Source organism: Zoogloea sp. GDB6, assembly GCF_056724105.1.
In genome coordinates this window covers 4,934,390-4,958,441 of the sequence record NZ_CM161497.1, presented here as the reverse complement: position 1 = coordinate 4,958,441, position 24,052 = coordinate 4,934,390, and the positions used below count along the sequence as shown (strand labels likewise).

The following is a 24,052-nucleotide window of genomic DNA, read 5'->3' as shown; positions in this document are numbered from 1 at the left end:
AAAGCGGGTTCCTGTCGAGGGAGCGGGGTCGTCTCAGGACGGCCCCTTTTTTTGCAGTCTTCTCGGGGATATGGTGGTGTCGAGCGGGCTGCATCGGTCTGCCAAGGTTAGAATTCGACGAATTAATAATATTCGGAGTTTTGTAGTGTTTTCTGGGGCTGTGCGCCGTCTGTTGGCCGGGCTGCTATTCCTGCTGGCCTGCAACGGTACGGTGGCGGGCGAGCGGGTGTTGAAGGTGGCAGTTTTGAATCATTCTCCGCCGATGTCGTATACCGACGCTTCCGGGACGCTGGTCGGCTTCAACGTGGAGATCATGCAGGCCCTCTGCGACACGATGAAGGTCCGTTGCCAGGCTGTGCCGATGCCCCTCGACCAGGTGGTGGATGACGTGGCAGCGGGCAACGTCGACTTTGCCGCTGTCAGCCTGGTGGCGACGCCAGCCCGTAAGGCCCGAGTGGCCATGACGAAGCCTTATTACCGTTCGATCAGCGTGTGGTTTGCACGACCCGGTGTGACGCCAGGTGCGCTGCGTGCGGCGCTCGTCAAGGGGAGTGTGCAGGCCCGTTACGCCGAGACACAGGGCTGGCCTGAGCCTTTGTTGGTGGAGAGTCACGATACGGTGGTGAGTATGCTGGCCGATGGGCGCATTGCTGCAACGCTGCTGCCAATGCCCACCGCGTTGGCGCTGCAGCAGGACCGGCGGGTGCAGGGGCTCGGGTTGGTCACGACGGTGGTTCATGGTGCTGGGCTGGCCGGGGATGTCTGTTTGTCCGTGACCCCCCGCGACGACGCCCTTGTCGGCATGCTCAACAGGGCCATCGATCAGATCAAGCGGGATGGCCGCTTCGACCGCATCAATACCCGTTACATCCCGTTCCGCCTGCAGTGATGGAAGGTTCGCAGCCCGTCCAGCACTCTGCGTTGCGGCTCGGCCGCTGGTCGGCCGTGCGGGTTTTCAATAGGCTGGGGCTGCTCTGTGGCGTGCTGACAATCAGTGTCGCCGTCTGGCTGGCGGCAGACCAGTGGCGTGTCGTTGAAGCGGCGGCGCAGTTGCATGCTGAAACCGTGCCATGGACGCTGGAGCGACAGCGTCTCGGGCGCAATCTGGAGGCCCTGCGCCTGCAGGGAGAACGGGTTCTGGCCGCACGGACACCGGAGGCGCGGCGTCAGGCACTGTTTCTGGTCAGCATGATGACCAGCCATCCTGGTATGCAGGAAGATGTCCGAACGGCGCGGCTGGCCGACGAGGTCCAGCATTTCCTGGTGAAGGCGGGCGGTGGCGAGATGGATGGTCAGGCCTGGAACGCTTTGTCCGAACGTCTGCGCTTGCTCGCCGACGATTTGTCGGTGGAAGGGGGGCAACGCATCACCCTCGAACTCGAGCGCATGGTCGACACCATGGGGCGGGCTCGTTACAAGCTGATCGTCAATCTGGTGCTGGTGATCGGTTTTCTGCTGGTCTTCATGTTCATCGCACGTCGGCATCTGATCCGGCCGCTGCAGCGGATCGATCAGACGCTGGCGGCCATGGACAACGCCGGGAACAGGCCCGGCTTTCCCGCTCCGCTCATGACGGAAATCGGTGCCGTGGAAGGTGCCATCGTGCGTCTGCATGCGACGCTCGAAGAAAACGAACGGGTGCGTCGCGAACTGCTCCGCCTGGCGACCACTGATTCGCTCACAGGACTCAGTAACCGACGGCATTTCTGTGATGTGGCGGACCAGGAGAGGGCGCGTGCATCGCGCTACAACCGCCCGATCACCGTCGGGATCGTGGATCTCGACCTTTTCAAACACATCAATGATGGCTTCGGCCACCAGGCGGGTGACCGGGTGCTTCAGGCATTCGCACAGCTCCTGAGGGATGCGCTACGTAGTTCCGATCATGTTGGCCGTTATGGCGGAGAGGAGTTCGCGCTGTTGTTCCCGGAAACCACGCTGGATGAAGCCGCTCGTTTCGGTGAGCGCCTGCGGGAGCAGGTCGCCGGTACCTCTTTTGCGCTGGCGGATGGAACGACCATCCGCATCACCCTCAGCCTGGGTTTGGCCGATGCTTCCGTGGCCGACAGCCTTGATGCCGTACTGGCGCGGGCGGATGCCGCGCTTTACCAAGCCAAGCAGGCCGGTCGGAACCGGGTCGTGGTGGCTGGCGCTGCCAGCAGTCAACCGTAGCGGCGCGACGCTTCCACGGCGAGGCCGGCGCCGATGCTTCCGAACAGATCACCCTCCACCGCGCGGGCCTTGGGCAGCTCGGCGGCGATGCGCTCGCGTAGTTGAGGCACGCCGCTGGCACCGCCGGTGAAATAGAGTGTGTCGACCCGGTCGCGGGCCACGCCGGCTTCGTCGAGCAGCTTGCCGACGGTGGCCGCGACGCGTTCCACCAGGCTGCGGGTGGCCAGCGTGAAGGCCTCACGGGTGATCTCGTGGGCCAGCCCCGCTTCCAGGCGGTCCAGCTCCATGTGGGCCGTGCTGGCGGTGGACAGGTCGATCTTGGCCTGTTCGACCTGCAGGGCCAGCCAGTGGCCCTCGCGCTGGCCGATCAGGCGGGCCAGGCGGTCCAGCTCCTGGCGGGCCGCCGCGTCCCGGTAGATGGCCTGGAAGTCGGCGAAGGCCTGCCGCGTGTAGGCGAAGTTGATGGTGTGCCAGGTGGCCAACTGGAAGAACAGCGCCGACGGTACTTCAGCGCCGCTCTTCATCAGTCCCTTGTAACCGAGCAGCGGCATTACGCATTCCAGGCTCAGCGCCCGATCGAAATCGGTGCCGCCAACGTGCAGGCCGGCATTGCCGAGCAGGTCCTCGCGGCGGTCGACGCTTTTGGCCCGTTCCGGCGACAGGCGTACCAGCGAGAAGTCCGCGGTACCGCCGCCGATGTCGGCGATCAGCACCAGCTCCTCCCGGTCGAGTCCGGCCTCGTAGTGCAGCGCCGCGCCGATCGGCTCGAACTGGAAGCTGACGTCCTTGAAGCCCACCTGGCGGGCGATCGCCTCCAGGGTGTCCTGGGCGCGCTGGTCGGCGGCCGGGTTATCGTCCACGAAGTACACCGGGCGGCCGAACACCGCCTGCTCGAAGCTGCGCCCGGCCTCAGCCTCGGCGCGGCTCTTCAGCTCTCCGATGAAGCTCGCCAGCAGATCGCGGAAGCGCAGCGCGCGGCCACCGACCTCGGTGCTGCCGTCCATCAGGTTGCTGCCCAGCAGGCTCTTGATGGCCCGCATCAGGCGGCCTTCGTAGCCCTCCAGGTATTCCGCCAGCGCATCCCGTCCGTAATGGGTGGTTTCCTCGTCGGCATTGAAGAACACGGCGGAGGGCAGCGTCGCCTTGCCGTCTTCAAGGGACAGCAGGGTCGGCAGACCGGGCCGCAGCCAGCCGACGGTAGAGTTGGAAGTGCCGAAGTCGATGCCGCAGGCGCGGGCAGGGCTGGAGCTCATGGTGACGCGGGGGGAAGACAAGGGGCCGAATGCTACGCCCGTTGGCGGGTGGGGTGAAGACGGCGATGGCAGGCCGGCGTGCAGGCCGTGACAGGGGGCTGGCGGAGTTCCGTTGCGGCGGTGTGTGCTCCGCCCGGGCTCAATCCTTTTTCAGCAGCGCACCCAGCCCCGCGAACGGCGAATGGGTGGCGGCCTTGCCGGGCTGTTTGGCGGTTACGTTGCCCTGGGTGGCTTCGAGTTGGCGCTGGTGTTCGTTGTCGTGGCAATACACGCACAGCAGCTCCCAGTTGCTACCGTCGGGCGGGTTGTTGTCGTGGTTGTGGTCGCGGTGATGGACCGTCAGTTCGCGCAGGTTGGTGACGGTGAACTGGCGCGCGCAGCGGCCGCATACCCAGGGGTAGATCTTCAGGGCTTTCTCGCGGTAGCCCTCCGCGCGCTTGTCGGCGGCGCGGCGGGCTTCGAGGACGAGGCGGTCGAGTTTGTCGCTCATGGCTTGTTTCCGGAAAGGCGTTGTTCGAGGTCGGCGAGCGCATCCTGGATGACACCGACTGCCCAGTCCAGCTCGGCTTCGGTGATTACCAGCGGTGGGGCGAAGCGCAGCACGGAGTCGTGGGTGTCCTTGGTCATCAGGCCGCGGGCCAGCAGCCATTCTGCCGCGGTGCGGGCATTGACGCGACGGATGTCCAGCTCCATGCCGATCAAGAGGCCGCGGCCGCGCACCTCGCGGATCAGCGGGTTGCGGATGGCCTGCAGGCGGGCCATGAAGGTGCTGCCAAGGCGATCGGCGCGTTCGACCAGTTTCTCCTCGCTGAGCAGGGCCAGGGCTTCGGCGGCGACGGCAGCACCGAGCGGGTTGCCGCCGAAGGTGGAGCCATGGTCGCCGGGGCGGAATACCTGCATCACCGCCTCGTCGGCAAGGAAGGCCGATACGGGCAGCAGGCCGCCGCCGAGGGCCTTGCCGAGGATCACGCCGTCGGGGCGCACGCCGTCGTGCTGGCAGGCCAGCAGGCGGCCGGTGCGGCCGAGGCCGGTCTGCACCTCGTCGGCGATCAGCAGCACGTTGTTGGCGCGGCAGATCTCGGCACAGCGAACGAGCCAGCCGTCCGGCGGCACGTGGATGCCGCCCTCGCCCTGTATCGGTTCGAACAGGAAGGCGGCGGTGTGCGGCGTGATGGCTGCGGCGAGTGCGTCGGCGTCACCAAAGGGAATGCTGCGGAAGCCTGGTGCGAAGGGGCCGAAGCCGTCCCGGTACTGGGCCTCCGACGAGAAGCCGATGATGGTGGTCGAGCGGCCATGGAAATTGTCGGCGCAGACGATGATCTCGGCCTGCCCCTCCGGCACGCCCTTGATCTTGTGGGCCCACTTGCGGGCCGCCTTGAGGGCGGTTTCGACGGCCTCCAGGCCGGTATTCACCGGCAGTGCTTGGTCGTAGCCGAGCAGCGCCGACAGGCGCTCCAGCATCAGGGGCAGGCGGTCGTTGGCATATGCGCGGGAGGTCAGCGCCAGTCGCTGGGCCTGGTCGGTGAGGATCTTGACGAGGCGCGGATGGCTATGACCGAAGCTGACCGCCGAGTAGGCGCTCATCATGTCGAGGTAACGCCGGCCCTCCACGTCCCACAGCCAGACCCCTTCGCCGCGGGTGAACACCACCGGCAGCGGCGCGTAGTTGTGGGCGCCGAAAGTGTGCTCGCGGGCCAGCAGGTTGGTGGTGGTCGGGCCGAGGGCCGCCGCCGCGAAATCCCGCACCCAGGCGGCACCGCTGCCGTTCCGGTCCCGTTCGGGCACGTATTCGACGATTTCCAGTGCGACCAGATCGGCGCAGCTGCGCAGGCCGTGCAGGCTGTCGGCGAGCTCCTGCGGATCGAGGCCGCCCGGTTCAAGGCAGGTGGTGGCCGGCAGCAGCGCGCAATCGACGGAGTCGAGGTCCACCGACACGCCGAAGCCGGCGGTGCCCTCGCGGGCGATGCTCATCGCCTCGCACAGCACGGCCGGCAGGCCGCGGCGCTTGACCTCGGGCATGAAGAAGATGCGCACGCCGAGGCGCTTGAGCAGGGCCAGTTCTTCCGTCTCCCAGGAGCGTGCGCCGACGATGGTCACGTGGGCCGGGTCGAGATGGGGGCCGGGAATCCCGGTCATGCTCGCGTCGCCGACGCCGAGCAGGCTGGCCAGCGGCATGCCGTGGATGTTGCCGCTGTGGCTGGTCTGCGGTGTGTGGGAGTCCAGGTGGGCGTCGATCCAGATCAGGCCCAGCTTGCCGCGCCCTTCCAGCGCTCGCGCCGCGCCGCGCCAGGTGCCGGCGCCGATCGCATGGTCGCCGCCCAATACCAGTGGCACTGTGCCGTCGGTGCACAGGGCGGCGACTTCGTCGGCCAGGTCGTGGAGCAGGGCGCTGACGTTGGCAAGCCGTTCCGGCAGCGATGCACGGGGCGGCTTGGGGGCGCTCGGTTCGTGCAGGGACTGCCAGCGGGCTGGGATGCCGCGGCTGCGCAACTGCGCGTCGAGGCCGAGGTCCTTGAGGATGCGTGGGCCGGCGGCAGGGCCGAAGATCGGTGCGCCGAGGCAGGATCCGACTCCGATGATGCTGACCGGGCGGACGGGCGCGAGCGGGGCGGGCATGGTCTTCCTCCGAAGGCGGTTGGGCCGAGATGGCCGTCATGCCTGTTTGAGCGGGTGATGGTGGCTTCGTTCAGCAGCGCCGCCGCGGCAGTGTGTGGGGTGTGACGGAGTTGCGCCGCCTCACCCTGCGCCCCCGTTCAATGCAGCAGGTGCCAGGCCTCGATGGCGGCCAGTGCGGTCAACAGCACGGTGCAGCCGATCAGCCAGTAGCGGGTGCGGCGGCTTTCGACGACGAGTCGGGCGAGTTCGGCGCGGTGGTCCTCCGCCACCGGCTGGGCCAGGGCCTTGTGCATCAGGCGCGGCAGCTGCGGCAGCGTGGCGGCCCACGACGGTGCTTCGTCCTTGACGTGGCGCAGCAGCGCGCGCCAGCCGATCTGGTCGTTCATCCAGCGTTCGAGGAAGGGCTTGGCGGTCTTCCACAGATCAAGGTCGGGGTCGAGCTGGCGGCCGAGGCCTTCGATGTTGAGCAGGGTTTTTTGCAGCAGCACGAGCTGGGGCTGGACTTCCATCTCGAAGCGGCGGGCGGTCTGGAACAGGCGCAGTAGCGTTTTGCCGAAGGAGATGTCCTTCAGCGGGCGGTCGAAGATCGGTTCGCAGACCGCGCGGATGGCGCCCTCGAACTCGTCCACGCGGGTGTGCGACGGCACCCAGCCGGCCTCGATGTGGGCCAGCGCGACGCGCCGGTAGTCCCGCTGGAAGAAGGCCAGGAAGTTGGTGGCCAGGTACTTCTTGTCGGAGTCGTTGAGGGTGCCGATGATGCCGAAGTCCAGCGCGATGTAGCGCCCGCGGGCCGGGCCGTCGGTGGCCACGAAGATGTTGCCGGGGTGCATGTCGGCGTGGAAGAAGCCGTCGCGGAACACCTGCGTGAAGAAGATTTCGACGCCGGCGCGGGACAGGTGCTTGAGGTCGATGCCGTTCTGCTTGAGGGCCTCGAGTTGTGAGATCGGGATGCCCTTCATGCGCTCCATCACCATCACGTTGGTGGAGCAGAAGTCCCAATGCACCTCGGGCACCACGAGCAGCTCGGAGTCCTTGAAGTTGCGCCGCAGCTGGGAGCAGTTGGCGGCCTCGCGCATCAGGTCGAGCTCGTCGCGCAGGTACTTGGAGAACTCGGCGACCACTTCCCGTGGCTTGAGGCGGCGGCCTTCCGGCCACACCTTTTCGAGCACCGTGGCGGCCACGTCGAGCAGGGCCAGGTCGTGGGCGATCACCGGGGCGATGCCGGGGCGCAGGATCTTCACCGCCACTTCGGTGCCGTCGGGCAGTTCGGCGAAATGCACCTGGGCGATGGAGGCGGAGGCGACCGGCTCCCGCTCGAAGCGCGCAAAGACCTCGTCGACGGGCTTGCCGTAGGCTTCCTGCAACTGGGCGAGGGCTTCCGCGCTGGAGAAGGGCGGCACCCGGTCCTGCAGGCGTGCCAGTTCTTCGGCGATGGCCGGCGGCAGCAAGTCGCGGCGGGTGGACAGCATCTGGCCGAACTTGACGAAGATCGGACCGAGGGATTCGAGGGCCTGTCGGAGCCGCGCGCCTGACGGCTCGTCGAAGGTCCGGCGGAAGCGGGTGAGCTTCGCCAGCCAGGCCAGGCGGCCGGTCGGCTCGTTGGAGAGGACCATCTGGTCGAGCCCGTATTTGAGGCTCACGGAGACGATCTTGACGAGTCGGAAGAGACGCACGGCGGCAGTAGAAAAGGAAAACGCGGATTGTGCCCGGAAAGGCTGGGCGACGAAAGCCGCCAAGGCTCCTCGTCAGCGCCGCTTGGCAGGGCGCGTCGGTACTGTTGGCGGCGGTGGGGGCGTCGCAACCGGTGCGGCGGCACTGCGGCCCGGCTGCACCTGCTCCAGCAGCCAGCGGGTTGCCGTATGGATCTCCCGCTTCAGCGCCTTGTCCTCGTCCGGGCTGCCGAAGCTCAGGCTGGCCATGCCGGTGTCGTCGATCGAGAAAGTCGGTACGCGCCATTCCCGCTCGACGACGAACAGGTGGTCGCCGTCGCGGATCGCCTTCTGGGTGATGACATAGCCGTAGGGGCGGTTCTGGAAGTTGCTGCAATAGGCCGTGCGGGTGGCACTGGGCAGGCCGTCACGGACACTGCTGACCATCCCGCTGGTGGTGAAGCCGGCACAATGCCGGGCCAGTCCGGCGGCGATGGTGGCGAGGTAGGCGTCGGGGCCCATGTCCTGGGCGGCGAAGCGTTGCACCAGGATGCGGTCGCGGTAGTCTTCCAGGCCCTGGCCGCGGGGCAGGTATTCCTCGTGGCGGATGCCCTGGCCTTCACGCAGATCGACGATGCGCCAGCCTGCGCCGGCCGGCATCGGCATCGGCACCGGCCAGTGCAGCGTAGCGGGCTCGGCGTGGGCACCCGCAGCGGCCAGCAGGCTGGGGAGGAGAAGGGTCGGTCGGAAGAGGCTCACGGTCGGTTCCGGCAGCACACACAGGGTGCAAAGATAGGGCAAGGACATCTTTTTTGCCATGCTGGTCGCACTTTGTTACCGCCGCCGCACCGGCGTCCCGCCGTGGTAACGCCTGCTTGGATATAATCCTGTGCTTTTAGTCGCAGTGTTTGCCATGAGCGCCGATTCCAAAACCCAGCTTGCCGACCTCCTGCGCGCCGCCTTGTTGAGCGTCGCCCCCGAACAGGCCGAAACCCCCATCAACCTGGAACGTCCCAAGCAGGCCGGCCACGGTGATTTTGCAAGCAACCTGGCGCTGCAGCTGGCCAAGCCGCTGAAGCGCAATCCGCGCGAACTGGCCAACCTGCTGCTGGCCGAATTGCCCAAGTCCGATCTGATCGCCAAGGCTGAAGTGGCCGGCGCCGGCTTCATCAACTTCACGCTGGTCTCCGATGCCAAGACCGCCGTCGTGCGCAACGTGCTCGAGCGCGGCGAGGCCTTCGGCCGCGGCGACAAGAGCGGCGTCAAGGTGCAGGTGGAGTTCGTCTCCGCCAATCCCACCGGCCCGCTGCACGTGGGCCATGGCCGCGGTGCGGCCTACGGCGCATCCCTGTCCGACGTGCTCGACTTCGCCGGTTTCGAAGTCACCCGCGAGTACTACATCAACGACGCCGGCCGGCAGATGGACATCCTGGCGCTGTCCACCTGGCTGCGCTACCTCGATCTGTTCGGCATCGCGATTGCCTTCCCGCCCAACGCTTACCAGGGCGACTACGTGAAGGACATGGCGGCGCAGATCAAGGAATCCCACGCCGACCGCTTCGCCAAGGTGTCCGCCGCCGACGTGCTGGCCGGTGCGCCGTCCGTCGAGGCCGACAAGGAAGGCCACCTGGATGCGCTGATCGCCAACGCCAAGAACCTGCTCGGCTCCGACTATGCGTGGGTGCATGGTTTTGCACTCACCGAACAGCTCGGCGATGGCCGCGAGGATCTGGGCGAGTTCGGCGTGACCTTCGACAAATGGTTCTCCGAACGCTCCCTGTTCGACACCGGCCTGGTCGAGAAGGCCGTCACCGCGCTGGAGGCCGGCGGCCACCTGTACGAGCAGGACGGTGCCAAGTGGTTCCGCTCCACCGCCTTCGGTGACGAGAAGGACCGTGTCGTGCAGCGTGAGAACGGCCTGTACACTTACTTCGCCTCCGACATCGCCTACCACGCCAACAAGTACGAGCGCGGTTTCGACCGCATCATCGACATCTGGGGTGCCGACCACCACGGCTACATCCCGCGCGTGAAGGGCGCCCTGCAGGCCCTCGGCCTGCCGCCCGAGAAGCTCGACGTGGCGCTGGTGCAGTTCGCGGTGTTGTACCGCGACGGCCAGAAGGCGGCGATGTTTACCCGCTCCGGGGAGTTCGTCACGCTGCGCGAGTTGCGCAAGGAGGTCGGCAACGACGCCTGCCGCTTCTTCTACGTGCTGCGCAAGGCCGATCAGCACCTGGACTTCGATCTCGACCTGGCCAAGAGTCAAAGCAACGAGAACCCGGTGTATTACATCCAGTACGCCCATGCTCGCCAGTGCTCGGTGCTCAACCAGTGGAACGGCACGCCGGCCGACCTGCTCGAGGCCGACCTCGCCCGCCTCGATAACGAGCGCGAGCTGGCCCTGTGCGCACGCCTGACCGCCTTCCCCGAGATTGTCCGCAGTGCGGCCGCCGATTACGCCCCGCACCAGATCGCCTTCTACCTGAAAGACCTGGCCGGCGAGTTCCACAGCTACTACAACGCCGAGCGCATGCTGGTGGACGACGAAGGCCTCAAGCTGGCCCGTCTGGCCTTGGCCGCGGCGGTGCGCCAGGTTATCCGCAACGGCCTGCGTCTGCTTGGTGTCTCAGCCCCCGAATCCATGTAATTGCCGGACCCGTCGTTCATGAGCCGTGATCTGAAACCCCGTCTGCAGACCAACAAACCTAAATCGGGCAGCCGGGGCAGCACCCTGGTCGGCATCTTCGTTGGGCTGATTCTCGGCGCATTGGTCGCGGCGGGGATCGCGCTGTACTTCACTTCGGCGTCGCCGTTCCAGAAGTCGAAGCAGGAGGAGAAGCCGGTGGTGGTACCGCCGCCGCCCAAGCCGCAGAGCAGCGAGCCCATTGCGCTGCCCGGCAAGGCCGGCGACAAGCCGGTGGAGAAGCCGCGCTTCGACTTCTACAACGTGCTGCCCAAGGGCACTGATGCACTGCCGGCACCCGGCAAGCCCGAGGAAACCACCGAGGATATCAAGCCGGCCAAGCCCGAGAAGAGCGAGAAGACGGCCAAGACCGACAAGCCTGTCGCGACCAAGCCGGACGAGACGCAGAAGAGTGACAAGGCCAAGGCCGACGCCGAGCATGCCAAGGCCGAAGCGGCGCTGCTCGACAAGCCGCTGACGCCCGAAAAGTACTACCTGCAGGCGGGCTCCTTCGAGGATCCCTCCGAGGCTGACAACCTGAAGGCGCGTCTTGCGTTGATGGGAGTGGAGGCCAGCGTGCAGAAGGTGGATGTGCCCGACAAGGGCACCGTGCACCGCGTCCGGACCGGCCCTTACCTCGGCGCCGATGAAATGAACAAGGCACGCCAGCAGTTGGCGACTGGCGGCATCAACGCCGCCATCGTCCGGATCAAACCCAAGGAACCAAAGCCGGCCGGTACTGCTCAATGAGAGCTTTGCCGCTTCAAGGAGAAACCGTAATGCAGCGTCGTGATGTCCTCAAACAGCTTTCCGCCGCAGTGGCCGTCGGCCTCGTCGGGCGGCCCGTCCTGGCCCAGAGCGGCAGCGGCTTTGAACTGGTTTCGCCGCCGCAGCCGACCGAGACCAAGGGCAAGGTTGAGGTGATCGAGTTCTTCCATTACGGCTGCCCCCACTGCCGCGCCTTCGATCCGCTGCTGGAGCAATGGGTCAAGAAGCTGCCCGCGGATGTTTACTTCCACCGCGTGCCGGTGACCTGGGGCAATCCCCAGCTGACCGGTCTGGCCCGCCTGCATCTCACGCTGGCGGCCACCGGTGACCTGGCCCGCCTGCACGGGCAGGTTTTCGAGGCGGTGCAGACCGACAAGCAGCCGCTGCACACCGAGGCTGGCGCGCAGGAATGGGCGGTCAAGAAGGGTGTCGACAGCAAGAAGTTCCTCGACGCCTACCGCTCCTTCGGGGTCCAGGTTAGCCTGCAGCGTGTCGAGAAGCTCGGCCGTGACTACAAGATCCAGGGCGTGCCGACCCTCGCGATCGACGGCAAGTACTTCACCTCCGCCTCCATCGCCGGTTCCCATGAGGCATCCCTGAAGGTGGCCGACCAGCTGATCGCCCGCGCCCGCGGCGAACAGGGCCGCAAGTAAGCGTCTTCCATCCGGGCCGCGGTGCGATCGTGCCGCGGCCTCAGCCTTCTTTCTTTCCTGTTTCCTTCTTCCGTGGCTCTCCGCGTCTTCATCACCGGCGCCTCGAGCGGCATCGGCGCCGCGCTGGCACGCCATTACGCCGCTGCCGGGGCTAGCCTGGGCCTGGTCGGGCGGCGTCGCGATGCGCTGACCGGGCTGGCTGCCAGCCTGCCCGGTGAGCATGCGGTGTATTGCGTCGACGTGGCGGAACCGGGCGCGCTTGCGGATGCCGCTACGGACTTCATGGCCCGCTTCGGCGTGCCCGACGTGGTCATCGCCAACGCCGGCGTGTCGGTGGGTACGCTGACCGAGGAGGCCGACGATCTGGCGGCCTTCGAGCGCGTGCTGCGGACCAATGTGCTCGGCATCGTCGCCAGCTTTCAGCCCTTCGTTGCACCCTTACGCGGCTGTGGTCGCGGCCGCCTGGTCGGCATCGCGTCGGTGGCCGGTATCCGCGGCCTGCCCGGCGCGGGAGCCTACAGTGCGTCGAAGGCGGCGGCGATCGCCTATCTCGAGAGCTTGCGTGTCGAGCTGCATGGCAGCGGCGTGAAGGTGGTGACCATTGCGCCCGGCTATATCGACACGCCGATGACCGCCATCAACCCGTATCCGATGCCCTTCCTGCTGCCCGCCGACGAGGCCGCGCGGCGCTTTGCGCGGGCCATCGAGGCGGGCGTCGGTTACACCGTCATCCCGTGGCAGATGGGCGTGGTGGCCAAGCTGCTGCGCCTCCTGCCCAATCCACTGTTCGACCGCCTGTTCGCGCGGGCCGGGCGCAAGCCGCGGGGTTTGCCGCTGTAGCCTGCGTCGGTCGCCGCGGGGTCAATGCGCCGCGTCGCCGCTGGCTGCGGCCGGACGACTGTGGCCCGGACGGGTCAGCCACACGCTGATGAGGAGCAGCAGGAACAGGCAGCCCGATGCCCAGAACACGTCGTTGGCGGCCAGTGAGAAGGCCTGCACATTGACCTGCCGTTCCAGTACGCCGAGGCCGCGGGCCAGATCGAACCCCTGGGCCTGCAGCTGGCCGAGGGTCTCGCTGGCGACCGGGTTGTAGGCGCTGACGTGGGCCGCCAGCTGCTCATGATGCAGCGCCGCGCGGCGCTCCCACAGGGTGGTCATCAGCGACGCACCGAAGGCCCCGCAGGTGATCCGCACGAAGTTCGACACCCCCGACGCCGACGGCACTCGCTCCATCGGCAGGCCCGACAGGGTGATGGAGACCAGCGGGATGAAGAAGCAGGCCATCGCGATGCCCTGGATCAGCTGCGGCACCACGATGCTGCCCGGTGCAATGTCGGTGGAGAAGCCCGAACGCATGAAGGACACCAGCGCGAACACCAGGAAGGCCACGGTGGCCAGCCGGCGCGGGTCGGTGCGCGGAAGGATCTTGCCGACCGCCGGCGACAGTAGCAGCGCCAGGATGCCGATCGGTGCCGTCACCAGTCCGGCCCAGGTAGCCGTATAGCCCATGTATTGCTGCAGCCACAGGGGCAGTACCACCACGTTGCCGAAGAACACCCCGTAGGCGGTGGCCAGCGCGATGACGCCGAACAGGAAGTTGGGGCGGGCGAACAGGCTCAGGTCCACCACCGGGTGCTCCTCGGTCAGCTCCCAGACGACGAACAGCGCGAAGCCCACCACCGTGACCGCCGCCAGCGCGATGATCTCGCCGGATTCGAACCAGTCCAGCTCCTTGCCCTTGTCGAGCATGATCTGCAGTGCACCGACCCAGATCACCAGCAGCGCCAGCCCGACCTTGTCGATGGGGAGCTTGCGGGTCGGCGTCTCGCGGTGTTTCAGCAACTGCCAGCTCATCCAGGCCGCGCCGATGCCGACTGGCACGTTGATGTAGAAGATCCACGGCCAGGACAGGTTGTCCGACAGCCAGCCGCCGAGGATGGGGCCCATCACCGGCGCGACGAGGGTCGTCATCGACCACATCGCCAGCGCCATGCCGGACTTTTCCCGCGGGTAGGCCTGCAGCAGCAGGGCCTGGGACAGCGGGATCATCGGCCCGGCGACGGCGCCCTGCAGCACCCGCGCGGCGATCAGCATCTCCAGGCTGCCGGCCAGGCCGCACAGCAGCGAGGCGAGCACGAACAGCACCACCGAGGCGACGAACAGGCGTACCTGGCCGACGCGCTGGCTGAGCCAGCCGGTCAGCGGCACGGCGATGGCGTTGGCGACGCCGAATGAGGTGATGACCCAGGTGCCCTGGGTCGGGCTGACACCCAGGTCGCCGGCGATGTTGGGCAGGGACACGTTGGCGATGGTGGTGTCCAGCACGTTCATGAAGGTCGCCAGCGACAGGGCCACGGTGGCCAGCCGGCGCGCCCCCGGTTCGAGGGGCGGCAGCGGAGCAGGGGCGGCGCTCATGGCTCAGGCCCGGGTGCGGCGCGGAGTGGCCAGGGCCGCCGCCGGTGGGATGCTCGGCAGCGTGAGCTCGGGCAGTTGCAGGTCGGCGGCCTGTCCGCCATTGTTGGCCGAGATGATCGCGCGGATGCGTTCGTGGGCGGCCTTGCCCAGGTCGGCGAAAACGTCGGTCTGGGCAACCGGCGCGGTCGGGGCGATGCCGAGCGGGCCGTCGCCGCCTTCGTGAAGATCCACCTCCACCTGCATCGACAGGCCGATGCGCAGCGGATGGGCGGCGAGCTCCTGCGGGTCGAGGCTGATCCGCACCGGCACCCGCTGCACCACCTTGATCCAGTTGCCGCTGGCGTTCTGGGCCGGCAGCAGTGCGAAGGCGGCGCCGGTGCCGGCAGCCAGGCCGGCGATCTTGCCGTGGTATTCCACCTTCGAGCCGTACACGTCGGCGCTCAGGCTCACCGGTTGTCCGATGCGCATGCGGCCGAGCTGGCTTTCCTTGAAGTTGGCATCCACCCACACCTGCTCCAGCGGCACGACGGCCATCAGCGGCGCGCCGGCTGCCACGCGCTGGCCGACCTGCACGGCACGGCGGGCGACGAGGCCGCCGAGCGGGGCGGGTACCACGCTGCGCGCGTAGGCCAGGTAGGTCTCCTCGACCTTGGCGGCTGCCCGCAATACGTTGGGGTGGCTTTCGACGCGGGTGCCGCTGGTCTGCACGCGGTTGGTGGTGAGCTGTTCGCGGGCCGTCTGCACCGCGGTTTCGGCGGCGCGCAGCGCGGCGCGGGCATGTTCGATCTCTTCGGCAGCGACGGCGCCGGTGCCGGCCACCTGCTGGCGGCGGCTCAGATCGTCCTTTGCCTTGGCGAGGTCGGCTTCCTTCTGCTTCACCGCGGCTTCAAGGGCGCCGCCACCGGCATACAGCGCGCGCACTTCCCGCACGGTCTGGCCGAGCTGGGCTTCGGCCTGCTCCAGCGCGACGCGGGCGTCGGCGTCGTCGAGGTGCACCAGCGGCTGGCCGGCCTTCACCAGCTGGGTGTCGTCGGCGTCGATGGCGACCACGGTGCCGGCCACCTGCGGGGTGATCTGCACGACGTTGCCGGCCACGTAGGCATCGTCGGTGTGCTCCAGGTAGCGGCCGTGGGTCATCCACCAGCCGCCCCAGGCGGCGCCGGCCAGTGCGCAGGCGACGGCGATGGTGATGAGGCTGCGCTTGCGCTTGCCGTTGGTGGTGTTTGCAGCGGTGCTGTCGGGGGTAGTCATGGTCCGGTTCCTTCTTGGCGGGATCAGTGGGACGTGTCGGTGGGCAGGTAGCCGCCGCCCAGCGCGCGGGCGAGACCGGCGCTGGCGTCGAGGCGGCGGGTGCGCAGCTCCGCGGTGAGGCGGCGCTGGGCGAGCAAGGGGGTTTCGGCGGCGAGAACCGCCGTGTAGCTGGCGAGGCCAGCCTTGTAGCGCACTTCGGTGAGGCGCCAGGCGTCCTCGTAGCGGGTCAGCGCGGCTTGCTGGTCGCGTCCTTCGATGTCGGCACCGCGCCAGCTGGCGAGTTGGTCGGCCACGTCGCGCAGGGCATCGACGAGGGTCGCGTTGTACTGGGCGATGGCCGCGTCCTGTTCGGCGTTGCGTGTGGCCAGGCGACTGCGCAGGCGGCCGCTGTCGAACACCGGCAGGTGGATCGCCGGGCCGATGCCGAGCATGCGGCTGCCGCCTTCGAAGAGATTGGACAGGCCGATGGACTGCAGGCCCACGAAGGCGCTGAGATTGACGTTCGGGTAGAAGTCGGCGCGGGCGGCGTCGCTCTCGCGGCGGCTGGCCTCGACGCGCCAGCGCTGGGCGTTCACGTCGGGCCGGCGGCCGAGGAGGTCGGCCGGCAGCTGGCTCGGCAGCGTTGCGGCGACGTCACGCAAGGTCGGCGGCGTGAGGTCGAGGCCGGCGTCGGGGCCGTGGCCGGTGAGGGCGGCCAGCTGGTTGCGGACCAGCGCCAGCTGTACGTCGAGGGCGCTGCGTTCGGCACGGGCGGCGGAAATGCCGGCGTCGGCCTGGCGCAGGTCGGCCTGGTTCTCGAGGCCGGCCTTCAGGCGCAGGCGGACCAGCTCCTGCAGCTTCTCGCGCTGCGTGACGGTGGCGTCGGCGATGGTGCGCAGCTGGTGCAGGCGGTCGAACTGCAGGTAGGCGCGGGTGATCGCGCTGCTCAGGATCAGGCGGGCGCCGGCAGTTTCGGCTTCGGCGGCGCGGGCCTGGCCGACGGCGGCGTCCAGTGCGGCGCGGTTGCGCCCCCAGAAGTCCAGGTCGAGGCTGAAGTCCAGCGCGGCCCGGTTGAGGCTGGTGTAACGCCCGCCGAGCCCGGGCGGGAAGATGTAGTTCTCCGACAGGCGCTGCTGGGCACCCTCGGCGTTGGCGCCGACCTGCACGCCATCGGCGGCGGCGGCCAGGCCGGCCATGGCGCGGGCCTGGTCGAGGCGGGCCTCGGCGAGGGTCAGGCTGGGGCTGTCGCGCAGCGCATCGGCAACCAGGCGGTCGAGTTGTGGGTCGCCGTAGGCGGTCCACCAGCTGTCGGTCGGCCAGGCGCCGGCCGGAACGTCGGCCAGGCTGCGGCTGCCGGCGAGTCGTTCCGTGCGCAGGGCTTCGGCGCGGGGGGCCAGTCCACCGGGGCTGGTGCAGGCGGCCAGCAGGCTGAGCAGCGGGAGCAGAAGGGTGAGATGTCGTTTCATATGAATTCCCTGTATTGGGCTGAAACTGTCTGTGCTGTATCTGCCAAGGCAGGTATTCGTTTCAAAAAAAGCGGCGTGCTCCGCCGCCTGCCCCACGATCGTTCCAGCTTCAGCTATTGAGTTTGTCCAGGTTGGCGACGATGCGGCCGATCAACTGCTTGGTCAGTGCGACCTCCTCGGGTGTGAAGTCCGTCAGCGCCTGATTGAGGACATCGACGACCCGCGGCACGATCAGCGGGAGCAGGGCCTTGCCGGTGTCCGTCACATGCAGAAGCACGACCCGCCGGTCGGTGGTGCTGCGTTCCCGGCGGATCAGGCCTTTTTCTTCCAGGCGGTCGAGCATGCGCGTCATCGAGCCGGTGTCGCAGCCGCTGCATTTGCACAGCGTGCTCGCGGTTTCACCATTGCGCAGGGCGATCTGTTTGAGCACCGTCCATTGGGCGGTGGTGATGTCCAGATCGCCGACGCGCTCATCGAGAGTCTGCATGAGGCGCAGTTTGGCTTGGTGCAGCAGGAAGCCGACGCTCTCTTCCTGTTGGTAGTTCTCGACGGTGTAAGGCGGAGGGGTGTTCTTTGTATCGGGCATTTACAGTCAAGGCAATTACTGCATAGGCAGATAATTCGCTCTTTTGCAGCCCGTGTCAACGGTGCTCCGTCACGGCATGCGGCCGAATGACGTGACGGAGCGAGGGCGGTCAGGCCAGCTGGGTGATGGCCGGCAGGTACTTCTTGCCGAGGGCTTCGGCGACCTGCGGGTGGGTCACGTTGCCGGCGCAGATGTTGAGGCCGGCGCGCAGGCCGGCGTCGTCCTTGAGGGCTTCCTTCCAGCCCTTGTCGGCGATGGCCAGCACGAAGGGCAGCGTGGCTGCGTTGAGCGCGTAGGTGGCGGTGCGGGCCACGGCGCCGGGCATGTTGGACACGCAATAGTGGACGATGCCGTCCACCAGGTAGGTGGGGTCGGCGTGGGTGGTCGGCCGGGAGGTCTCGAAACAGCCGCCCTGATCGATGGCCACGTCCACGATGACCGCGCCGGGTTTCATCGCGGCGAGCATCGTGCGGGTGACCAGCTTGGGGGCGGTGGCGCCGGGGATCAGTACGGCACCGATCACCAGGTCGGCCTGCAGGACCTGGCGCTCGATGGCGTCGCGGGTAGCGTAGAGCGTCTTGACGCGGCCGCCATAGACTTCGTCCAGGTGGCGCAGCACCGGCAGGGACTTGTCGAGGATGGTCACGTCGGCGCCGATGCCGACCGCTGTATGCGCGGCGTTGTTGCCCACCGTGCCGCCGCCGAGGATGACCACGCGGCCCGGCTCGACGCCCGGCACGCCGCCGAGCAGCACGCCACGGCCGCCGTGGGATTTTTCGAGGGCAGCCGCGCCGGCCTGGATGCTCATGCGGCCGGCAACCTCCGACATCGGTGCGAGCAGCGGCAGGCCGCCGCCGGGGGTGGTGACGGTCTCGTAGGCGATGGCGGTGGCGCCGCTGGCGATCAGGTCTTCGGCCTGGCCGGGGTCCGGCGCCAGGTGCAGGTAGGTGAAGATCACGTGATGGGGCTTGAGGCGGGTGCGCTCCTCGGCCAGCGGTTCCTTGACCTTGATGATCAGCGTGGCTTCCCCGAAGACGTCGTCGGCACTCAGGGTGACTTTGGCTCCGGCCCGCTCGTAGTCGTTGTCGCTGGCGCCGATGCCGTGGCCGGCTCCTGACTCGACGAAGACCTCGTGGCCGTGGGCGACGAGTTCGCGGACCGACGCGGGGGTCAGGCCGACGCGGTATTCGTGGTTCTTGGTTTCCCTTGGGACGCCGACTTTCATGATTTTCTCCGTTATATGGTGCGGCTGCAGCTTAGCGCCCGAGATTACCGCGACTTGCGCCGGCTTCCAACAAGGATACGGGTCTTGAGATACTAGACGGATGATGAACGAGAATGATGTCGATTTCCTGGTGGATGCGGCCGGGCAGCGCCACCGTCCGTGGGAGGGGCTGGCCCGCATCGTGTCGCTGGTGCCGTCGCTGACCGAGCTGGTGTGCGAGCTGGGGCTGGCTGACCAATTGGTTGGGCGTACCGGGTTTTGCGTCCATCCGTGGGCGACCCTGAAGAGCATCCCTAAAGTCGGTGGGACGAAGGACGTGAACCTCGCCCGCCTGCGGGAACTGGCGCCGACCCACGTGATCGTCAATATCGACGAGAACCGCAAGGACTGCGTGGAGGAGATCGCCCGTTTCGTGCCCAATGTGATCGTCACGCATCCGTGCCGGCCCGAGGACAACCTGCCGCTGTACCGCCTGTTCGGTGCGGTGTTCGGCTGTGAGGCGCGGGCTGCTGAGCTCGCCGCCGGGCTGGTGGAGGCGATCGCACTGGCGCAAGCGGCCGGCCGTGAGCTGCCGCGGGAGAAAATCCTGTACCTGATTTGGCGCGAGCCGTGGATGACGGTGGCGCCTGACACCTACATCGCGGCGAGCCTGGCATTGGTCGGCTGGGACTGCTGGCCGGCACTCGGAGACGGTGTGCGTTATCCGGCCTTCGACTGGGATGCGCCGTGGCTGGCGGACGTGAGCCGGGTGTTCCTGTCGTCGGAGCCCTATCGGTTTGGCGACCGGCACATGGACGAGGTGGCCGGACTGGCTCGTCGGCCGGCCCGGCTGATCGACGGGGAAATGACGTCCTGGTATGGCAGCCGCGCCGCCGCCGGGCTACGCTACCTGGCCGCGCTGCGGCGGGAGCTGGCCGCCTGACGACGGCCGTGTGTCAGACCTGCTGGCGCAGCACCTGGTGTGGCGCGGGCACAGGCCAGCCGTTGGCACTGCCGATCTCGGCCAGCATCTTGTTGGTGTCGAAGTACACCTGCCAGTAATGGTCGTTGTGGCAATGGGGGCGCACCACGAGACGCGTGCCGGCGGCGTTGAATTCGAGGATTTCCACGTCCGGTGCCGGGGTGGCGAGCACGTTGGGGATCTGCGCGACGCGGTTGCGGATCAGCTCCATCGCCTGCTGCGGCGCGACGCTGTGGGCCAGCTGGGCGAACAGTTCGACACGGCGGGACGGGTTGGCGGTGTAGTTCACTATGTTGTCGGAGAACAGCTTGTTGTTGCCGACGGTGGTGCGCACGTCGTCGGGCTGGTCGATGGTGGTGGCGAACAGGCCGATCTCCTTCACCGTGCCGGTGATGCCGGCGCCGCTGATGAAGTCGCCGACCTTGAATGGGCGCAGGATGATCAGGAAGGCACCGGCCGCGAAATTGGACAGCAGGCCGCTCCAGGCCACCCCGATGGCCACGCCGGCGGCGGCGATCAGCGCCGCGAAGCTGGTCGTCTCGATGCCGAAGACGGACAGGATGACGATCACCAGCACGATCCGCATGATGACCCGCAAGGTGGCGCCCACGTAGCGCACCAGGGTTGGCTCGACCTTCTGGCGGGTCATGCCGCGGCTCGACAGGTTGCTGATGGTGTTGATCAGCCAGCCGCCGATGACCCACAGGGCAATCGCGCCGGCAAGCTTCCAGCCGAAGGGAATCAGATAGGTGGTGACGAGTCCGCTGAGGTCGAAACCGTTGTCGAGAGCCATGGCCTTACTCCGGAGTGAAGAGGTGTAGAGCCAGTCTAGTCCTGTGACATGGCATCCGGTGTCATGCCGGGTTAATTTTTTGTGGCGCGCCGCCGTCATCGGGCAGCAGCGCCTGCAGGCGTTCCGGGGGGATGATCGCGAAGCGGGCGGCGATCACCGGGCGGCGGCCGAGCTTGAGGACCAGCTTGTCGCGGGACAGCAGGGCCCGGGCGCCGCTGTCGCGGGCGACTTCGAGGAATTTCTGGTCGTCCCGGTCGAGGCACTTGGGCAGCTCGCAGGCCGGCGGATCGGTTGGCTCGACCAGCTGGCAGAGGGCCCGGTAGGTGGCGGCGATCTCCGCCTGGCGTTCCGGTGTCTGCTTGAATTGGGAATAAGCCAGTACGCGGGTCAGTTCGTCGAGGCAATCCTCGCGGCTGACGGGGCGCAGTGCACCACTCTCGACGGCTGCCCGCAGGTAGGCCAGGCTGGGATCTTCGAACATCCAAAGGGACAGCACCACGTTGGTGTCGAGGACGACCGGGAGGCCGTGGGGCAAGGGGGCTTCGAGGGGATGGGTGGCCACGGCAGGGGAATTCGGAGGCTAAAGAACTCAGGAGAAAACAGAAAGGGGGCCGAAGCCCCCTTTTCCGCTCGTTACGGTGCTACGTGTCCGTTCAGGCAGCCTTCTTAGCGGCGTCCAGGCGGGTCTTGACGTAGGAGCCCGGCGCGTCTTCCAGCACCTTGAGGTTGCCCTTGACGGGGTCGCGGGCCGGTACCTTGCTGGCGTCCTGGCCGAGCAGCCAGGCTTGCCAGTCGGTCCACCAGGAGCCCGGTTGCTGCTCGGCGCCGGTGAAGAACTCGTCGGCGGTGTCCGGCAGCTTGGCACTGGCGTTGGTCCAGAAACCGTACTTGTTGGCCGCCGGCGGATTGACGATGCCGGCGATGTGGCCGGAGCCGCCCAGCACGAAGCGCACGGGGCCGCCGAAGTTGCGCGCACCGGAGTAGGTGCTCTTCCACGGGGCGATGTGGTCTTCGATGGTGGAGATGAAGTAGGTCGGGACCTTGATCTTGCCGAGGTCGATGGGCACGCCGCCGACTTCGATGCCGCCCGCTTCCTTCAGCAGGTTCTTCATGTACATGTTGCGCAGGTAGAAGCTGTGCATCTTCGCCGGCATGCGCGTGGAATCGGAGTTCCAGTACAGGAGATCGAAGGGGAAGGGATCCTTGCCCATCAGGTAGTTGTTGACCACGAAGGACCAGATGAGGTCGTTGGCACGCAGCATGTTGAAGGTGCCGGCCATCTCCGAGCCCTCCAGGTAGCCGCGCTCGAACATCTTCTTCTCGAGGCTGGAGACCTGGCCTTCGTCGATGAACACGCCCAGCTCGCCCGGATCGGCAAAGTCGGTCATGGTCGTGAAGAAGGTGCCGGAGGCGATCCGCTTGTCACGCTTGCCGGCCATGTAGGCCAGCGTGGTGGCGAGCAGGGTGCCGCCCAGGCAGTAGCCGGCAGCGTTGATTTCCTTGGCGCCGGTCTGTTCGACGATGGCATCCACCGCGGCCAGCGTGCCTTCCAGCAGGTAGGAGTCGAAGCTCTTCTCGGCCAGGCGTTCGTCCGGGTTGACCCAGGAAATCACGAACACGGTGTGGCCCTGGTCCACGCACCACTTGATGTAGGAGTTTTTCTCGCGCAGGTCGAGGATGTAGAACTTGTTGATCCACGGCGGCACGATCATCAGCGGACGCTTGGAGACCTCGGGGGTGCTCGGCGTGTACTGCAGCAGCTGCATCATGTCGTTCTGGAAGACGACCTTGCCCGGCGTGGTGGCGACGTTCTTGCCCAGCTCGAAGGCCGTGGTGTCGGTCATCTTGACGCGCAGGTTGCCATCGCCGTCCTCGACGTCGCGCAGCAGGTTGTTCAGACCCTTGATGAGGTTCTGGCCGTGGCTCTTGACGGTTTCGCGGAAGACTTCCGGATTGGTCAGCGCGAAGTTGGACGGGGACAGGGCGTCGATGTACTGACGGGTGTAGAAGTTGACCTTCTTCTGGCTCTGGTCGTCGAGGCCGTCCACGCTGCTGACCGTGTCATGGATGTGACGGGCGGCGATCAGGTAGGACTGCTTCATGAAGTCGAACAGGAAATGCTCCTGCCATTCCTCGTCCTTGAAGCGCTTGTCGTCCTTGGCCGGCGAGACCACGGGACTGCCGCCCATGCCGCTGAAGCGCATGACGGAGTGCTGCCACAGGGAGAAGTAGTCCCAGACGAGGTTCATCTGGGCCTGGGCCAGCCGGTACGGGTTGGCGAGCAGCTTGCCCATCATGTCCATGAAGGCCTGGGCGATGCCCAATTCGTCGGACGGCGTGGTGAGGCCCTTCTTGACCTGCTTCTGGATATGGTCGGCGAGCAGTTTGGAGGCCCGCTGCGCGACTTCGGCGTAGGTCTTGGCGACTTCTTTAGGGTCCGGCAGTTCGGACTTGACGGTTTCTTTTTCTGGCGCAGCCATTCGTGGGCTCTCCTGGTTATTGGCTTTTGACGAAACGGACTATCCCATCGCTATCCACCGACCGGCACACCTCCCTTTTGCGCTCGAGATGGTTCAGGTGGGCGATGGCTTCCCCCATGGCAAACATGACCTGATGCGTGTCGAGCGGGCGCGGGAACAGCGTTGTCAGCAATTCCCCCGCGCAGCGCGGTACGTCACAGGCATCGAGCAGTTCCGCACAGCGGGCGTCGTGGTGCTCGACGAGCTGATCCACACGCAAACCGATATTGCGGAAAGGACTCCCGTGTGATGGTAGCACGAGCGTTGTTACCGGCAATCGCTTGAACTTGCGGATCGAATCGAGGAAGCGGCCGAGGGGATCGTCGTCCGGCGTGACCGCGAAAACGCTGACGTTGGTGGAGATCCGCGGCAGCAGCATGTCGCCGGAAATGAGGATGCCGGCCTCCGCGCAGTGCAGGGACATGTGCTCCGGCGAATGGCCGTAGCCGACGATGACCTCCCAGTCGCGGCCGCCGATATGCAGGCGCTCGCCGTCCACCACGCGCTCGTAGTGGGACGGCAGCGACGGTACGCCGCGTTCATAGGCGTTGCCACGCTCGGCGAGTGCCTGACAGCGTTCCTCGTCGAGGCCGTTGCGGCGGAACTGGGCCACCATCGGCACGGTGCCGTAGCCGCCTAGCTGGTGCCACACCGCGTGGCCGCTGAGGTATTCGCCGTGGGTCATGGTGATGCCGGCGCTGGTCCGGTCCGACAGCCACTGGGCGAGGCCCAGGTGGTCGGGGTGGAAATGGGTCACGATGATCCGCGTCACTGGCTTCCCGAAGTCCGCCAGGATGCGTTTCCAGGCTTCCTGGGTAGCCTCCAGGCCGTAACCGGTGTCCACGATCGTCACTCCATCTCCATCCTCGATCAGCCATAGGTTGATGTGGTTGAGGGCGAAGGGCAGCGGCATCCGGATCCAGTGCACTCCGGGTGCCACCTCCAGCGTAGCCCCTTCGGCCGGCAGCGTGTCGAAGGGATATTCCAGCGTCTCGCTCATATGCTTTTCTCCTAGTTGGGTCTTGTAATGTTTATTGGGAATTGCCCGCGTTGCCCGCGCAGG

Annotated in this window: 21 protein-coding genes; 7 read left to right on the top strand and 14 right to left on the bottom strand. The window is 66.9% G+C overall.

What is annotated here, in order from left to right:
• Positions 1-145: 145 nt before the first annotated feature.
• A complete protein-coding gene (locus AC1PQG_RS22635) occupies positions 146-889 on the top strand; it encodes an ABC transporter substrate-binding protein (RefSeq protein WP_481119992.1) in 744 nt (247 codons plus the stop codon).
• A complete protein-coding gene (locus AC1PQG_RS22630; protein ID WP_481119991.1) occupies positions 889-2,172 on the top strand; it encodes a GGDEF domain-containing protein in 1,284 nt (427 codons plus the stop codon). The genes AC1PQG_RS22635 and AC1PQG_RS22630 overlap by 1 nt, the downstream gene beginning before the upstream one ends.
• Here AC1PQG_RS22630 and AC1PQG_RS22625 read toward each other — a convergent pair.
• From AC1PQG_RS22625 to AC1PQG_RS22605, 5 genes are all read right to left on the bottom strand, one after another.
• Positions 2,163-3,425 (bottom strand): Hsp70 family protein, encoded by a 1,263-nt coding sequence (locus AC1PQG_RS22625; RefSeq protein WP_481119990.1) that lies wholly within the window; start codon positions 3,423-3,425, stop codon positions 2,163-2,165. The two genes, AC1PQG_RS22630 and AC1PQG_RS22625, sit on opposite strands and share 10 nt — an antisense overlap.
• 139 nt (positions 3,426-3,564) lie before the next feature.
• Complete coding sequence (locus AC1PQG_RS22620; protein WP_481119989.1) at positions 3,565-3,915, bottom strand: YajD family HNH nuclease; 351 nt, start codon at positions 3,913-3,915, stop codon at positions 3,565-3,567.
• Positions 3,912-6,041: an ornithine--oxo-acid transaminase gene (rocD, locus tag AC1PQG_RS22615; RefSeq protein WP_481119988.1), complete on the bottom strand. Its 2,130-nt coding sequence runs from the start codon at positions 6,039-6,041 to the stop codon at positions 3,912-3,914. Before rocD ends, AC1PQG_RS22620 begins: the two co-directional genes overlap by 4 nt.
• Before the next feature lie 137 nt (positions 6,042-6,178).
• On the bottom strand, positions 6,179-7,714 hold the full coding sequence (gene ubiB, locus AC1PQG_RS22610; protein WP_481119987.1) for a ubiquinone biosynthesis regulatory protein kinase UbiB: 1,536 nt from the start codon (positions 7,712-7,714) through the stop codon (positions 6,179-6,181).
• 72 nt (positions 7,715-7,786) lie between these two features.
• Positions 7,787-8,449 (bottom strand): hypothetical protein, encoded by a 663-nt coding sequence (locus AC1PQG_RS22605; RefSeq protein WP_481119986.1) that lies wholly within the window; start codon positions 8,447-8,449, stop codon positions 7,787-7,789.
• A gap of 154 nt (positions 8,450-8,603) precedes the next feature.
• Between AC1PQG_RS22605 and argS the strand changes: the two genes are divergently transcribed.
• The 4 genes from argS (at position 8,604) to AC1PQG_RS22585 (ending at position 12,634) form a co-directional block, all read left to right on the top strand.
• Positions 8,604-10,337, top strand: a complete 1,734-nt coding sequence (gene argS, locus AC1PQG_RS22600; protein ID WP_481119985.1) for an arginine--tRNA ligase — start codon at positions 8,604-8,606, stop codon at positions 10,335-10,337.
• Positions 10,338-10,355: 18 nt separating this feature from the next.
• Positions 10,356-11,123 carry an SPOR domain-containing protein gene (locus AC1PQG_RS22595; RefSeq protein WP_481119984.1) on the top strand — a complete coding sequence of 256 codons (768 nt, stop codon included), beginning with the start codon at positions 10,356-10,358 and terminating at the stop codon, positions 11,121-11,123.
• A gap of 29 nt (positions 11,124-11,152) precedes the next feature.
• Positions 11,153-11,794, top strand: coding sequence for a thiol:disulfide interchange protein DsbA/DsbL (locus tag AC1PQG_RS22590; RefSeq protein ID WP_481119983.1), 642 nt, complete (start codon positions 11,153-11,155; stop codon positions 11,792-11,794).
• Between the two features lie 72 nt (positions 11,795-11,866).
• The gene (locus AC1PQG_RS22585; protein ID WP_481119982.1) at positions 11,867-12,634 is read left to right on the top strand and encodes an SDR family oxidoreductase; all 768 of its coding nucleotides are present in this window, start codon (positions 11,867-11,869) and stop codon (positions 12,632-12,634) included.
• 21 nt (positions 12,635-12,655) lie between these two features.
• Here AC1PQG_RS22585 and AC1PQG_RS22580 read toward each other — a convergent pair whose 3' ends face one another.
• From AC1PQG_RS22580 to ald, 5 genes are all read right to left on the bottom strand, one after another.
• Positions 12,656-14,209 (bottom strand): DHA2 family efflux MFS transporter permease subunit, encoded by a 1,554-nt coding sequence (locus AC1PQG_RS22580; protein ID WP_481119981.1) that lies wholly within the window; start codon positions 14,207-14,209, stop codon positions 12,656-12,658.
• A 3-nt stretch (positions 14,210-14,212) separates the two neighbouring features.
• Positions 14,213-15,460, bottom strand: coding sequence for an EmrA/EmrK family multidrug efflux transporter periplasmic adaptor subunit (locus AC1PQG_RS22575; protein ID WP_481119980.1), 1,248 nt, complete (start codon positions 15,458-15,460; stop codon positions 14,213-14,215).
• 23 nt (positions 15,461-15,483) lie between these two features.
• Complete coding sequence (locus tag AC1PQG_RS22570; protein ID WP_481119979.1) at positions 15,484-16,905, bottom strand: efflux transporter outer membrane subunit; 1,422 nt, start codon at positions 16,903-16,905, stop codon at positions 15,484-15,486.
• A gap of 109 nt (positions 16,906-17,014) precedes the next feature.
• Entirely contained in the window at positions 17,015-17,491 is a 477-nt protein-coding gene (locus AC1PQG_RS22565) for a MarR family winged helix-turn-helix transcriptional regulator (RefSeq protein WP_481119978.1), read from the bottom strand.
• A 109-nt stretch (positions 17,492-17,600) separates the two neighbouring features.
• A complete protein-coding gene (ald, locus tag AC1PQG_RS22560) occupies positions 17,601-18,716 on the bottom strand; it encodes an alanine dehydrogenase (RefSeq protein ID WP_481119977.1) in 1,116 nt (371 codons plus the stop codon).
• 103 nt (positions 18,717-18,819) lie between these two features.
• Between ald and AC1PQG_RS22555 the strand changes: the two genes are divergently transcribed.
• Positions 18,820-19,638, top strand: a complete 819-nt coding sequence (locus AC1PQG_RS22555; RefSeq protein ID WP_481119976.1) for a helical backbone metal receptor — start codon at positions 18,820-18,822, stop codon at positions 19,636-19,638.
• Positions 19,639-19,651: 13 nt separating this feature from the next.
• On the opposite strand, the gene AC1PQG_RS22550 is transcribed toward AC1PQG_RS22555, so the two are convergent.
• The 4 genes from AC1PQG_RS22550 to AC1PQG_RS22535 form a co-directional block, all read right to left on the bottom strand.
• On the bottom strand, positions 19,652-20,470 hold the full coding sequence (locus AC1PQG_RS22550; RefSeq protein ID WP_481119975.1) for a mechanosensitive ion channel family protein: 819 nt from the start codon (positions 20,468-20,470) through the stop codon (positions 19,652-19,654).
• A 61-nt stretch (positions 20,471-20,531) separates the two neighbouring features.
• Positions 20,532-21,032, bottom strand: coding sequence for a putative toxin-antitoxin system toxin component, PIN family (locus AC1PQG_RS22545; protein ID WP_481119974.1), 501 nt, complete (start codon positions 21,030-21,032; stop codon positions 20,532-20,534).
• A 91-nt stretch (positions 21,033-21,123) separates the two neighbouring features.
• Entirely contained in the window at positions 21,124-22,950 is a 1,827-nt protein-coding gene (locus tag AC1PQG_RS22540; protein WP_481119973.1) for a PHA/PHB synthase family protein, read from the bottom strand.
• A gap of 16 nt (positions 22,951-22,966) precedes the next feature.
• Positions 22,967-23,989 carry an MBL fold metallo-hydrolase gene (locus AC1PQG_RS22535; protein ID WP_481119972.1) on the bottom strand — a complete coding sequence of 341 codons (1,023 nt, stop codon included), beginning with the start codon at positions 23,987-23,989 and terminating at the stop codon, positions 22,967-22,969.
• Positions 23,990-24,052: the final 63 nt, after the last annotated feature.